This is a genomic window from Paenibacillus sp. FSL R5-192, from assembly GCF_000517845.1.
GTDB lineage: Bacteria > Bacillota > Bacilli > Paenibacillales > Paenibacillaceae > Paenibacillus > Paenibacillus amylolyticus.
Window position 1 is genome coordinate 29,086 of record NZ_ASPR01000013.1, and the last position, 13,471, is coordinate 42,556.

Annotated in this window: 13 protein-coding genes and 1 pseudogene; all 14 read left to right on the plus strand. The window is 45.2% G+C overall.

Features of this window, described 5'->3' with window-relative positions; translation table 11 throughout:
* The first annotated feature begins 161 nt into the window (after positions 1-161).
* Complete coding sequence (locus tag C161_RS07760) at positions 162-1,913, plus strand: ABC transporter ATP-binding protein (protein ID WP_235193767.1); 1,752 nt, start codon at positions 162-164, stop codon at positions 1,911-1,913.
* Positions 1,910-2,214 (plus strand): annotated as a pseudogene (locus C161_RS07765) (hypothetical protein); the annotation flags it as partial. The gene C161_RS07760 and the pseudogene C161_RS07765, both read left to right, overlap by 4 nt.
* Before the next feature lie 356 nt (positions 2,215-2,570).
* Positions 2,571-4,451 carry a DNA helicase RecQ gene (recQ, locus tag C161_RS07770; RefSeq protein WP_036669316.1) on the plus strand — a complete coding sequence of 627 codons (1,881 nt, stop codon included), beginning with the start codon at positions 2,571-2,573 and terminating at the stop codon, positions 4,449-4,451.
* Positions 4,452-4,856: 405 nt separating this feature from the next.
* Positions 4,857-6,899, plus strand: a complete 2,043-nt coding sequence (locus tag C161_RS07775; RefSeq protein ID WP_036669319.1) for a B12-binding domain-containing radical SAM protein — start codon at positions 4,857-4,859, stop codon at positions 6,897-6,899.
* A 306-nt stretch (positions 6,900-7,205) separates the two neighbouring features.
* On the plus strand, positions 7,206-7,535 hold the full coding sequence (locus tag C161_RS32930; protein ID WP_051449643.1) for a DUF3024 domain-containing protein: 330 nt from the start codon (positions 7,206-7,208) through the stop codon (positions 7,533-7,535).
* Between the two features lie 138 nt (positions 7,536-7,673).
* Positions 7,674-8,318: a DUF3885 domain-containing protein gene (locus tag C161_RS07785; protein WP_036669326.1), complete on the plus strand. Its 645-nt coding sequence runs from the start codon at positions 7,674-7,676 to the stop codon at positions 8,316-8,318.
* Positions 8,319-8,433: 115 nt separating this feature from the next.
* Complete coding sequence (locus tag C161_RS07790; RefSeq protein ID WP_036669330.1) at positions 8,434-8,913, plus strand: hypothetical protein; 480 nt, start codon at positions 8,434-8,436, stop codon at positions 8,911-8,913.
* Between the two features lie 47 nt (positions 8,914-8,960).
* Complete coding sequence (locus C161_RS07795) at positions 8,961-9,527, plus strand: histidine phosphatase family protein (protein ID WP_036669545.1); 567 nt, start codon at positions 8,961-8,963, stop codon at positions 9,525-9,527.
* Positions 9,528-9,582: 55 nt separating this feature from the next.
* Positions 9,583-9,933, plus strand: coding sequence for a hypothetical protein (locus C161_RS07800; protein WP_036669332.1), 351 nt, complete (start codon positions 9,583-9,585; stop codon positions 9,931-9,933).
* A 46-nt stretch (positions 9,934-9,979) separates the two neighbouring features.
* On the plus strand, positions 9,980-10,576 hold the full coding sequence (locus C161_RS07805; protein ID WP_036669335.1) for a chloramphenicol phosphotransferase CPT family protein: 597 nt from the start codon (positions 9,980-9,982) through the stop codon (positions 10,574-10,576).
* Positions 10,577-10,730: 154 nt separating this feature from the next.
* Positions 10,731-11,240: a DUF6933 domain-containing protein gene (locus C161_RS07810; RefSeq protein ID WP_036669337.1), complete on the plus strand. Its 510-nt coding sequence runs from the start codon at positions 10,731-10,733 to the stop codon at positions 11,238-11,240.
* A gap of 179 nt (positions 11,241-11,419) precedes the next feature.
* A complete protein-coding gene (locus C161_RS07815) occupies positions 11,420-11,677 on the plus strand; it encodes a hypothetical protein (RefSeq protein ID WP_036669338.1) in 258 nt (85 codons plus the stop codon).
* Positions 11,678-11,797: 120 nt separating this feature from the next.
* Positions 11,798-12,025 (plus strand): hypothetical protein, encoded by a 228-nt coding sequence (locus C161_RS32935; RefSeq protein ID WP_235193759.1) that lies wholly within the window; start codon positions 11,798-11,800, stop codon positions 12,023-12,025.
* 404 nt (positions 12,026-12,429) lie between these two features.
* Positions 12,430-13,470 (plus strand): ABC transporter substrate-binding protein, encoded by a 1,041-nt coding sequence (locus C161_RS07825; RefSeq protein ID WP_036669341.1) that lies wholly within the window; start codon positions 12,430-12,432, stop codon positions 13,468-13,470.
* The last annotated feature ends 1 nt before the right edge of the window (position 13,471 follow it).

The following is a 13,471-nucleotide window of genomic DNA, read 5'->3' on the forward strand; positions in this document are numbered from 1 at the left end:
AGAGCAGTCATGAGAAAAGTGGAGCTTATGAGATAAATGAAAATAATGAAAATGAAAATATCGAAAATGAAGCTCATCATCAGATGAACGAAAGTGATGTTTCAGATGACCCAAAACAAGCTATATCATTGGCAACGGTATGGCCCGTTATTTTTCGCTGGATGAAGCCTTATGGATTAGCTGTAGCGATCTTGCTCATTTTTATCGCCGCAGATGCGGTCTTTGATTGGGGACTTGCCTTTGTACAGGGATTCTTCGTGGATGCTATTCATGATGGGGGACAGGAGCAGTTAAACGCTACAGCGTTGATCTTTATCGCCATTCTGGCAGGGTTTATCGTATTGCTCGCGATGCATCGTTACGTGCTGGTATGGCTCAAGGAATCGATGCAACGGGATATGTCCATGGATCTGTTGAAACTGTTAAACCTGATGCCCTATTCCTGGGTGCGCAGACAGAAGTCCGGGGATGTGATGCTTCGCATCAAGGAAGACACCAAGCATGGTGCAGAAGTTGTGGAGGCTATTGCAGAGGGTGTTACGGTTGTATTCATCATTGCTCTATCGCTGGGATACTTGTACAGAGCAGATGCATGGGTTGCGGTTATCGCCTTGGTAAGTGCAGGGGCAATCTGGTTCACGGCGAGGTTGTATGATCAGAGAATTGTACATCTGTCCGATGAGGTCGAATCCAGGGAAGGCGTGTCCCAAGAACAGATCCAACAGTATGTTGAAGGGATACCGGTGATTCAGATGTATAATGCTTCACCGTGGTTTCTCGCTCGTTTTCGGACACAACAGCAATCACTGAATCATGTTCAGGCCAAGTTACAGATGACCCTGAGCATGTCGGATAACGTGGCGATGGCGGTGTTTGGTCTGGCTCAATTGGCAGCGTTGTTCCTTATTGCTTTGTCAGCGGCTAGGGGAACTTTGTCTCCGGGCATGGTTGTTGCAAGTAGTCTGCTGTTTGAATTGGTGGTGTGGCCAGTACTCGGCTTGTCCAGCCAGTGGAGTCAGATGCAGGCCAGCGTGGGTGCATTTGGACGTATCTCTGCATGGTTGAAATTGGCGGAGAACAAGAAGACAGACGCATCTAATACTAAGCACGAGGAACTTGCACAGGGAATTTGTAACCAAGATCAAGGGAATACACAAAAAGGGGCACATAAAGAGAACGAAATTGCTATACTACGTCTTCAACAGGTTACGGTAACCGATGAAGACAGTGGTCGGACGATTTTGGATCAGATTACGCTTAATCTGGTTCCTGGTGAACTGGTTGCGGTAGTTGGCGCCAGTGGTGCTGGCAAATCTACACTGTGCCAAGTGTGTGCAGGGTTGATCGAGCCAATAAACGGAAGCGTATTACTGGGTGATAAACATGTTGCAGAGTATATAGAGATGGATAATCAATCCAGACTGACGTATATGCCACAGAGACCAACTTTTTTCACAGGAACGATTGAAGACAATATTCGTCTGAGTTCAGACGTTACATTGGACAGAGTGAAGTTTGCGGCAGAGCAGGCAGGTTTGCATGAATATATTGAGGCACAAGAAGGACAATACGCAGCAATGTTGCAAGAGAAAGGGGCCAATCTATCTGGAGGCCAACAACAGCGACTGTCGCTTGCCAGACTCTTTACGAGGTCATCTGATCTGTATATTCTGGACGAACCAACGTCATCCCTGGATATTCAGACAGAACAGAACGTGATGAATCACTTGCTGAATTTTATGAAAGGCAGCATAGGGTTGCTTGTCACACATCGAATGGAGGTAGCTCGTCAGTGCTCTCGCATCCTTGTGATGGAACATGGGCGAATTGCCGAGGATGGGACGCATGAACAACTGATGCAGAGGAAAGGATTGTATTATCGCATGAATGCAAAAGGCGGTGATACAACATGAATGAATCTGGGGTTAAGATAGTAATGGATACGCTGGAGTTCTTGAGTCAGGATCGTGAAGCACGTCGTTTGTATGAAGAGCGCCAGAAATATTTACATGACGAAGCTTCTATGATTGAGTGGGCTACGGAAAAGGGAATAGCTCATGGAATAGCCAAGGGGATAGAAAAGGAATTAGTAGAAGGGGAAAAAGAAAGGCGATTGAAATTGTGAAGAACATGCTCTCACTTGGACTCGAAGTTGCTGTTATTGCAAAGGCCAGTGGCTTGCCGGAGTCTGAGGTAGAGTCGTTAAAAGATTAAAGTGAAGTTGTAAAGTTGTAAGGTGTAGTAGCTTCACCAGATGAATGGGTACAGGTACACTAGCGTGATATGAGTGTGTCGGTTGTGAATAAAAGTTTACAACAATCGTTTTGTCCAACTAGGGCAGGACGGTTGTTTTTATTTTAATGAAGAAGCTTTAAACGTTTTACAGTAAAACGCGGTTGCTCATTCGGGGCTGGGCCGTTAAACTAAAGGGAGCGGCGTTTGCTTGACGGACAAGTCATGAGAACGCCATTTTGTTGTCAAGGATGCGGGATATGTGCCGCTTTCGGATGTCAGAATCGGATCGGACCAAGCTGGTGGAAAAACACCGGTGATAAGTAAGGAGTCTTTACATGAGTGTGCAAACACCTACATTAGAAGAAGCGCAGGGTCTCCTGCAAAAATATTATGGCTACCCCGACTTCCGTGAGGGACAGAAAAAGATTGTAGCCAGTCTGCTGGAACGTGAAGATACGTTGGGTATTATGCCAACTGGGGGCGGTAAGTCGATCTGTTATCAGATCCCCGCTCTGTTATATTCGGGTCTGACGCTTGTTGTCTCCCCGTTGATCTCATTGATGAAGGACCAGGTCGATGCGTTGACGACCGCCGGAATTGCTGCCGCGTATATTAATAGTACACTTAGCGGCAAAGAAGTGAATGATCGCATCCGCGCGGCGCAGCGCGGTGAGCTGAAGTTGCTCTATGTCGCGCCTGAGCGACTGGAGCTGGATTGGTTCCGCGAGGAGATGGGCCATTTGCCGATCTCTTGCGTTGCCGTGGATGAGGCCCACTGTGTATCGCAGTGGGGGCATGATTTTCGGACAAGCTACCTGGCGGTAGCGCCGTTTGTGGACAGTTTGCCGGAGCGGCCGGTGGTTGCGGCCTTTACGGCTACAGCGACGCCCGAGGTCATGGGCGATATTCTGCGGCTGCTGCGTTTGCAGGACCCGCAGACGTATGTGACCGGACTTGGGCGGGATAATCTGGCGTTTAGCGTGCTGCGTGGCGAGAGCAAGAAGGATTTTGTCCTGAATTATGCGCGCGAGCATGCCAGCGAGCCAGGTATTATATACGCCGCGACCCGTAAGGACGTGGACGATCTGCATCAGCGTTTGTTGCAGGCGGGATTGCCCGCAGGACGCTACCATGCCGGGATGACGGACGATGAACGGTCCCAGAGCCAGGAAGCTTTTTTGTACGATGATATCCGAGTGATGGTGGCGACCAATGCGTTCGGGATGGGGATTGATAAGTCGAACGTGCGTTACGTTATTCATAACAGCATGCCGAAAAATATGGAGGCATACGTGCAGGAAGCCGGACGTGCAGGCCGGGATGGAGAGCCAAGCCAGTGTATTCTGTTATTCGGGGCACAGGACATTATCACCCAGAAGTTCCTGATTGAGCAGAATCCGATGGACGGCGACCGCAAACAGAACGATTACCGGAAGCTGCAACAGATGGTGGATTACTGTTACACAACGCGTTGTCTGCGCAGTGCGCAACTGGATTATTTCGGTGAGGTGCATGACGATACACCTTGCGGTACTTGCAGTTCCTGTACGGACGACCGCGAGTTGGTAGACATGACGATTGATGCACAGAAAATATTCAGCTGCATTCACCGCATGCGTGAACGGTATGGTGTATCGCTGGTCGCTTCTGTGCTCAAAGGCTCCCGTGCCAAAAAAGTGCTCGATTACGGCTTCAACTCTCTGCCAACCTACGGCGTGATGGGTAATCGGACAGAGCGCGAGATATCGGAGATCATCAACGTGATGGTATCCGAAGGATATCTGATGCTGTCTGAGGGACAGTATCCGGTTGTGCGTTTACAGCCACTAGCGGTTGAAGTGCTCAAAGGCCAGCGTGAAGTGATGCAGCGTGTTGTCCGCAAGACAGCGGCAACAGCTTCGGGTACGAACTATGGTGGACGCCGCGGACGCGATGCGATGCCATCTGCGGTTAATGAGACGGTATTTGAACAACTTCGTCTGATCCGGCGTGATCTGGCGGCGAAAGAGCATGTACCATCGTACATTATCTTCAATGATGCGACCCTGCGTGAGATGAGTGTGGTATGTCCACAGACAGAACGTGACATGCTGGATATCAAAGGGGTCGGTGAGGTCAAGTACCGCAAGTACGGACTGCCGTTCCTGGAGTTTTTCCAGAAGCAATCGGGCGAAGAAGTGGATACGGATGATGATGCGTTTTACGAGTATGAGTGAGTATGAAATGAGTAAGAGTAAGAGTGAATTGAGTATGAATTGTTAATTTTCACTTTCCAATCTTTGAAGTTGGTTGTCGCGTCTCTGTAGAGTGGACAAATGGTGGCGAATTGTCTTTCAAAGGGTGGACATTGGCGTTGGTAATGGCTGACCGTATCGTATACAACATGTAGTTTGAAGGTACGGATTTTATACTGTATGTTGTGGTTTTGATTTAGTGCGGTGTATATGTCTTTTTGAAAAGAGTGTCCACTCTTTGAAAGACAAAAGTTGGATATGTCCATGAGACATGGAATGGCTAGGTCAAAAGAGGTTTAGATGAACAGCATCCGGGGCAGGATGGCTGTGCAGCTTTCCTTTTATCAAAAAAATATGGTCTGGGTGTCCAGGCAAAGGTTGTGAACCATGAAGGTTATTCTTTCTACATTAAATGCAAAGTACATCCATACCTCCTTGGCCTTGCGGTGTCTGAAGGCATACAGTGAGAAGGATTTTGATATTGACCTGGCGGAGTATACGATCAAGGACCCAGTGATGAATATTGTGTCTGATCTGTATCAGCGCGGCGCGGACGTGATTGGTTTCTCGTGTTACATCTGGAACATCGAAGAGACGATCAAGGTCATTGATAATCTGAAAAAGGTTATGCCGAATGTGAAAATTCTGCTGGGCGGGCCGGAAGTGTCCTACGACACGGAATATTGGATGAACCGGATTCCCAATGTTGATTTCATCGTGATGGGTGAAGGGGAAGAGACGCTGCATCAGCTTTTGATGGAGCTTGAAGGAAGCAAGAAGTTCCACTTTGTCTATGGACTGGCGTATCGCAAAGGGGAAGAGGTCATTCTCATGCCAGGACGGCCGAAGGCGGATCTGAACGATTTGCCGTCACCACATCGATTTGATGAGGATATCCCAGAGCTTGGGAAGCGGGTTGTTTATTTTGAGACCAGTCGGGGCTGTCCATTCAGTTGTCAGTTCTGTCTGTCCAGTATTGAGGTCGGCGTGCGATATTACGATATTGAGCGGACGAAGTCGGATATTCTGTACCTGATCGAGAAGGGCGCGAAGCTGATCAAGTTTGTAGACCGGACGTTTAACATCAAACGGGATTATGCGCTCGAAATGTTCAAATTCCTGATCGAGAATCATCAGGGGACAGTATTTCAGTTTGAAATTACGGCGGATATTATGCGTCCCGAGGTACTCGACTATCTGGCAGAGAATGCGCCACCAGGCACATTCCGGTTCGAGATCGGGGTTCAGTCTACGAATGATCCGACAAATGAACTGGTGAAACGCCGCCAGAACTTTACCAAGCTGAGCCGTACGGTCAACAAGGTCAAAGCTAGCGGAAAAATCGACCAGCATCTGGATCTCATCGCCGGACTGCCGGAGGAAGATTACAATACGTTCCGCAAAACGTTTAATGATGTGTTTGCACTGGGGCCGGAAGAGCTTCAGCTGGGATTTCTCAAAATGCTGCGTGGTACAGGCCTGCGTCTGGATGCGGAAAAGTACAACTATACGTACATGGATCATGCACCGTATGAGATTTTGGGTAGCGACGTGTTGCCGTTCAGCGACATCGTGCGCTTGAAGCGGCTGGAGGATGTGTTGGAGAAATACTGGAACGCACACCGGATGGACCATACGCTGAAGTATCTGATGGAGCAGGAATTCAACTCACCATTTGATTTCTTCCAAGCATTCGGGGATTACTGGGAGGGACAGGGTTGGCAGAAGATTGGTCACCAACTGGAGGATCTGTTTACTCGTCTGCACAGCTTCCTGGAGTCGCGGAACACGCCGCATATGGATATCGTGCTCGGCCTGATGAAGCTGGACTATTTCCTCGGTCACAAATACAAACCACGCAAAATCTGGTGGGAAGATCCGCTTCAGAAAGACCAGTGGGCGGGTTATATGAAAACGTTGGCTGAACGTCCAGAAGACGTTCGACTGCCACGTGTTGCTGGTGCCGCAGGCACGGCATGGCTGGAAAGCAGCGGCACGGGTCCGAGTGCCGCTGCGGGAAGTTCGGCTGCTGCCGGAGAAGACTCTGCCGCAGATGCGGCGGGTGTGATCGGCAGCGAAGCCGGGGGTGCAGCGTCGCTTGCTTCGGGCGACGCAACAGGGTCCGCCGCGGATGGAGCGGCGGACATGGTGGACGGCAACGCTTCGCGTGCGTTGCCGATGACCTCGGCCATGACCGCACAGACGGTCATGGGTGCCCGTGCTTTCGCCGACCTTGGTCTCGGCGAAAAGGAACTGCAGAAGCACACCGTATTGGATGTGCTTCCGTTCCGGCTTGAGCGTGTGCTAGCTGGCGCCAGCCCGCTTGCCGCGAAAGGCCGGACGCTGCTGGTCGTTGTGTACCAGCAGCATGAAGGGCAGCAGGCGCAGTATTACACGCTGCCGCTGGGAGAAGAAGCCGCTGCCATGTAGGTGCAGCGGCCTGAGATAAGCTACATGGCTAATTGGTGCCATGTAGCAAGAGGAAGCGCCACGACTATGCGGTCGTGGCGCTTTTTTTCGTGCATCGCGGCTTTGTGCTCGTGATGCTACCAAGGTGGGCACCGCGATCATTGACGCGGTGCAACCCCATTGGGCGCAGCACCTCACCCCCACGTGGCTTGCTATTGCACATGCCGCGCTCCGGTTTACCTTTTACAAGTAAAGCATCATTTAAATCGGAGAAATCAACATGATATAATCTAAGCAAAACAGATCAAGGCAGGGGAGTTCGAGAGCATGGATGATTTTACGAAGAAGCGGATTCAAAAGATTATGGACCATTACACCGAGAATGCTGTACCCGAGCATGTGAAAAGTCAGATGAAGATTAGTTATAAAATCAGAGGTAACCATGTGACATTGATTGAAGAAAGACAAGCCTTTCAAAGCGATAAATGGGTACAATTGCCGGTAGCACAATTCAGAATGGATGAGAAGGTATGGAAAGTGTATTGGCAGGACAGTAAAGGAAAGTGGTATTACATCGATGATATCGATCCGAACGAAGATTTTGAAACACAGCTCAAGATCGTGGACGAAGGTCATAACGGAATGTTCTGGGGTTAATATTTCTGAAAAGGCGTTGGGGGGTTGAGTAACCCAATTAATATTAAAAGATCTGAATATAAAACCGCAAACCTTTGAAGAGACGGATACCTTCTTTAATCTGGCATTCATCTTTAAAGTGAACTTGGAGGCCACAGAATGGATCTGAAGACGTACCTGGCAGAGCATTTTCCAAACCTGACCTTAGAACCGCCTCTTTTTTATAATTGGGATGTTGCAATACGATTCGAACTTGGCAATCCACTAATGTTTGGAATGAATACAGAGCATTACATGGAACAAGTGTATCATCGATCACTCGAATTATTTAAAGCTCTTCATGATCAAGAAGATGAAGTCCTATTAATAACTCAAGCTTATTTTGCAGATAAGCTTAAACACAAAGTGGAAAAATTGAACCTGTACAGAAAATATATCAAGAAGAAAGGGCCGATTAGAGCCTTGAGCCTTGAGATATTTCCAGGTTTGGATTGTGAACCGGATGACATCCTAAACCCAAGGAACAACATGTATAGGTATTGGACTAAATGTAGAGTTGAGGGCTTGAGATATAATCAGTTAATCAAAGCTATATGTAATCATGAGGTTGGAATTAAGCCAAAGATATATCATAGGGTGTATTTCATTAATATAAGTAAGAAAACGATATTTCATATCTATGATGATAGAGGTTGCGATGTGATTTCAGCATCAAAAGAAGCACTAACGGATATCTATACAGAATATAACGATTGGATTCTAGATTATGATCGACACAGAATTAACAATATATTTATAGGATAATGGGGTGGATGATCCAAGGAAGTTCCCAGATGTTGATCGCACAGGGATAATGTATTATTTGAAATACAGGTTTGGAAAGAACTTTAAGAGTGTTCCGATGTAAGGAGTATGGATTATGGATAAAAAAGAGAAGAAGATTATTATTGCTATAATTGTACTTGCTGTAGTTGTATTAGGAGTTATATGGTACCTAAAAGTAGGCTATCTATTAAAGAAACCGGAGATGCCTGAGGCAAATATTGCAATTCAGACCCAAATGGTGGATGGTGGTGCGATCAGTTTACGAAATGCTGATTATACGGAAAATCAAATCAAGATTGGATATGAAGTGAAAGGGTTTAGTTTGGAGGAATATAATATTGCTTGTGAGCTTTATCGTGACGGACATTTGATTTCAACTTCTGGCTCAACAGGTGGAGGTTTGATAGAACTGGACGAAAAGCATTATTACTTCATCGGTTATGAGAATATAACTGAAATGACTTTGCCTGAATCTATACATCTAAACGTGAAGATTAAAGTGATACCCAATGATTTTAGACAAAAATCGATAACTTTAACATTTGACGTTAGTCTTGATAAAGAAGTGAAATAGATTAAAGAGGGCAGTAAATTTTGATAAAAGAAATTCAAGGGGGTCCTATGAAGACCATCGTTTATATGGTAAGGCATGCGGAGTCACCGTATACGGAAGGAACGGAAAGAACGAGGGGGCTTACCCTACAGGGCAAGATGAATGCAGAACGAATAACGGAAATATTAACGAATGAAGGAATACATGCCATTGTCTCAAGTCCTTATGCCAGGGCTATTCTGACCTTAGAGGGTGTGGCAGCAGCGTTAGAATTAGATATTCAGATCATGGAGGATCTGCGGGAAAGGCATTTTTCAGATGATATGATTGCGGATGAAGAGTTTGAGCCTGCTTCGAAGAAGATGTTCGATGACCCGGATTATGCATTGCCAGGGGGCGAGTCGAACACGGTTTGCCAGAGTAGAGCAGTGGGCGTGTTGAAACAGATATTAGAAGAATACAAGGGTGAAAAAGTGGCGATCGGCACACACGGACATGTAATGACGTTGATGATGAATTACTTTGATTCGAGTTACGGATTGGATTTTATGAATCAAACCAAGAAACCGGACATTTATCGACTACAATTTGACGAGATGGAATTAGAGAACGTGACAAGGCTATGGAGCGAATGAAAGTGAGTAAGCGAGAACGCTTGTTCATAATTTTGGTTACAGGGGAGTGATTCCAATGACGTTACAAAACTTGTTTCTTGGAAAACCAACGAAACTATGGAATGAGAGAATGATTGAAGGCGGAGATGAGCTTTTCACAGAAGAGAGATTACTCATGTCTGATCAAGCCCTAGATACATATTTGCACCAATTAATAGCATTACAAGAAACGCAAGATTCTGAGCGCATGATGAAGGCTGTAGAAGAAGTTGTGCTTAGGTTTAATGAAATGAATGAGGCCAATGGTTATTTTATTGAGACGATGGAACGTGAAGAATTGGCTGATTTTATAGACAAGGCGGCTAGACTGGCTGGATTAGACATCCAGGAGGATGAAGACATTACGGAAGAATGGAGAGAGTGGTAATTCGGCAGAACAGTGTTTTCCAATTTTAATGATAAGGGTGATCAATATGGAACGAGGACTCATTATATTTTTGAACGGAACGTCAAGTTCGGGGAAGACAAGCATTGCGATGGAAATGAAAAATCAGGGAGACATTCCGTTTCATCATCTATCTGTAGATCAATTTCTGCATAATTATGATCAGTTTATCGACAATACATATCCAGATATGAAACCAACAAGAGAAGTGGAACACCATGTGATGACCGATATCCTGTTCGATCCCATCAATTCGATGTACTGTGCAACCATTAAGCTATTTTCGGAAATGGGTTTGAATGTCATCGTGGATACAGTCATCAGCAATGACAAGTGGTTTAATGATTTTTATGAGTTACTATCGGATTATCCGATATTGTTTGTAGGCGTGCAGTGCTCGAAAGAGGAACTCACCAGAAGAGAGCAGAGCAGGGGAGACCGCGAGATTGGACTTGCCCATTCCCAGTTTGATTACATCTACTCCTATGATGAATATGATCTGGAAGTGAATACGGAAGAGCTTAGCTCAGCTGCATGTGCGGAAAAAATATTAAGTTATATGAAGTCTGATCAGGAATACTCGGCATTTAAGAAATTAAGCAGAAGAGAGGTAAAAACACCGTAAAAGAAATGAATTCAAGACCAAGGCTGGTAAGGTGGTCAAAAATTGGAGATGGAGGATTAGACCTCAAGACAAAGTCTGTATTTTGCAAACAAATTTGGATATAGTTCGCTTGAAGTAGTTTATAATCAGCTTAAGGAGTAAGGAGGAGTCGAGCATGATTATTTTCAAAGCAACCCAACTCACATTAAAAGATCTTCATGCCAAACCGGAAACCATCCAAGACAGCGATGACTTCTTTAGTTGGCATGCAAACTTCTTCACGTTGTATGGCAGAAAACACTATGTGTTTATGAATGATTTGTCCAGATTAAGCTTGACTGTCGATGGGATTAGAACGAATCAAGCGAATAAACTGGCAGGAATCTTTAAAAAGAATTTAGAGGACTATTTGGCCGTTGAGAAACTTCCTGACCACCTGGTGAACTATTATTTGGAAAAATGTAATGAGAGCATGATCACCAAAACCGATAGTCGAAGTGTTATAAGTACCATGAATGAAATCATGCTTGTGATGAAGACGCTTGAAGTTGAAGATAATGATTTTCGTGATAAAGATGAACGGCATATGAGGAATAATAGATCTATGTATAAACCCATCGACTATAAAAAACCCATTGAGATATTTGTTAAAGAGCTTCAAACACGGTTTGAAATGGAGAGTTAGAGAAACTGGATTTTCATCGGAGACCTCTAATGCAAAAACAGTATAAGATAGATCATGGTGGGTTATTCCAGCAAACCACATCTGGTCAAGTCAGACGTCTCGAATACGGTAAAATGAGATCAGGAGATATGTTAAAATTACAGAAAGTAGAACTAACTCAATAACAGGAGGTAGAACACATGAAATGGCAAGAAGTTAGAGAACTGTTCCCTGACCAATTTGTTCTGGTTTCTATCATTCATTATCATGAGGAAGATAACAAAAAAATAGTAGATGAAGTTGCACCAATCCGAACCATATCAGAACGAGATGTAAATAAAGAGTTTTTTCAAGTAGAGCCTGGTAACGTCGTGTATCATACTTCAAATCAAGACTTTGTGATCAACCTTCGCAGAGATCCATTAATGAGAGTGAGACGTAATACGAATGAAAATTAACTATGATGGTCAGTTAATTACAACGTCACTCACCATTACATTTAGAGGCAGAGTATTAAGAATAGATGATGTAATTATAGATACAGGATCCTCACATACGATCTTTTAGAGGAAGTCGGTGTGACCTATGAAACCGGCGATTCGATATATGAAGCATACGGGATTGGAGGAAGTATTCCTTTCTACACCAAAGTCATGGACAGGATTGAAATAGGAACAAAAAGCATTGGGAATATAGAAATAGATGTAGGCATATTACCTAAAGAACATAAAGGGCTTCTCGGATTGGATATTCTGAAACAACAAAATTTTATAATTGATCTGAAAATATTAGAATTACATTATTGAAAATTATAGTAATGAATGAGACCTATTTATAGTGCGTTTCGGATAATAAGATACATATACAAGTGGTTTTTACCTAACAAATTTTGTTGGGTTTTTTTGTTCTAGATCCTACGCGCTTTTCAACAGTTGAATTATGCTCTTATCCCATTACTCTAATCCGTAACCAACACTAAACATAAGCACGATTCGCTGCCATGAAACCGATTGCCCGTTCTCCGGTTTGAGCACAAGAAGCATGGTTTATTTTCTTCCAAGAAGCTATTGCCTTTCTCCGCACCATGTCGCATTAGTCCGGCTCAAATGTCGCAAAAGTACATGGTAACGCGATGCGTAGATCGTATATACTCTCTTTATGTTTCGATAATGAAAATCATTATCAGTATTATACATAAGGGGGATTCATCATGAATCAAGGAACAAAGAGGCAGGCTGCCGGAAGCAAGGCATATGCTGCTCACAAATCACGATTATTCATGGGCTTGATGTTGGCCCTTATTCTTGTCCTGACGGCTTGCGGTGCCGCAACAGGTACAGATAGCGGTAAACAATCTGGGGCAACGCCAGCGGAGACAGCTGCGAATGCGGAAACGCAGACGGACGGAGCTTTTCCCGTAACGATCACACACATGAAGGGTGAGCTGACGCTAAACGAAAAACCACAGAGAATTGCAGTCCTTGATGTTAAGTTTCTGGATCAAATGTTAGCGGTTGGTGAGAAGCCGGCTGGCAGTGTTATCGCTGGAGGTAATACCGATTATCCAGAATACTTAGGCGATCAGCCGAGTGATGTACAGGTTCTGGGTACACGGGACGAGCCTAATCTGGAAGCGATTGTAGCCTTGGACCCGGATCTGATTATTATGACGGATTTCCAGGAGAAGCAGTATGAGAGTGTAAGCAAAATTGCACCTACTCTCGTACTGGACTTCTACGAAGACTGGCGTGATACGTTAGCCACAGTTGCTAAGATTACAGATAAGCAGGACGAAGCGGAGAAAGTGCGTACAGCCTATGAAGAGAAAGTTGCTGGACTGAAGGCTAAGCTGGCGGAGAAGATGGGCGATGAAACGGTAGCTCTTATTCGTCCGAGAAAAGAAGGCATTCGTGTTCATGGTATCGAGCATCGCACAGGCGGCATTCTGTATCAGGATTTGGGTTTGAAAATGCCTGCACTTGTTGAGGGAATCAAGGATGATACTTCTGTTGAGATCTCGATGGAGAAAGTCCCTGATATTAAGGCAGATCGTTATTTTGTGCTGTCGGATGAGCTGTTTGCGGCAGAGGCAGAGGCTATGTTAAGTAATCCCGTGTGGAAGTCCCTTGATGCTGTGAAAAATAACCGCACGTATGACGTTAACTCAACATTGTGGATTGCATATTACGGACCTCTTGCGATTAATCTTATTGTAGATCAGGCATCGGAAGCCCTGCTCGGATCGAATTAAT

Bases quoted from the DNA above. Each gene is read 5' to 3' on its own strand.
- C161_RS07760 (WP_235193767.1), top strand. From the start codon at position 162: ATGAAGCCTTATGGATTAGCTGTAGCGATCTTGCTCATTTTTATCGCC.
- recQ (WP_036669316.1), top strand. From the start codon at position 2,571: ATGAGTGTGCAAACACCTACATTAGAAGAAGCGCAGGGTCTCCTGCAA.
- C161_RS07775 (WP_036669319.1), top strand. From the start codon at position 4,857: ATGAAGGTTATTCTTTCTACATTAAATGCAAAGTACATCCATACCTCC.
- C161_RS32930 (WP_051449643.1), top strand. From the start codon at position 7,206: ATGGATGATTTTACGAAGAAGCGGATTCAAAAGATTATGGACCATTAC.
- C161_RS07785 (WP_036669326.1), top strand. From the start codon at position 7,674: ATGGATCTGAAGACGTACCTGGCAGAGCATTTTCCAAACCTGACCTTA.
- C161_RS07790 (WP_036669330.1), top strand. From the start codon at position 8,434: ATGGATAAAAAAGAGAAGAAGATTATTATTGCTATAATTGTACTTGCT.
- C161_RS07795 (WP_036669545.1), top strand. From the start codon at position 8,961: ATGAAGACCATCGTTTATATGGTAAGGCATGCGGAGTCACCGTATACG.
- C161_RS07800 (WP_036669332.1), top strand. From the start codon at position 9,583: ATGACGTTACAAAACTTGTTTCTTGGAAAACCAACGAAACTATGGAAT.
- C161_RS07805 (WP_036669335.1), top strand. From the start codon at position 9,980: ATGGAACGAGGACTCATTATATTTTTGAACGGAACGTCAAGTTCGGGG.
- C161_RS07810 (WP_036669337.1), top strand. From the start codon at position 10,731: ATGATTATTTTCAAAGCAACCCAACTCACATTAAAAGATCTTCATGCC.
- C161_RS07815 (WP_036669338.1), top strand. From the start codon at position 11,420: ATGAAATGGCAAGAAGTTAGAGAACTGTTCCCTGACCAATTTGTTCTG.
- C161_RS07825 (WP_036669341.1), top strand. From the start codon at position 12,430: ATGAATCAAGGAACAAAGAGGCAGGCTGCCGGAAGCAAGGCATATGCT.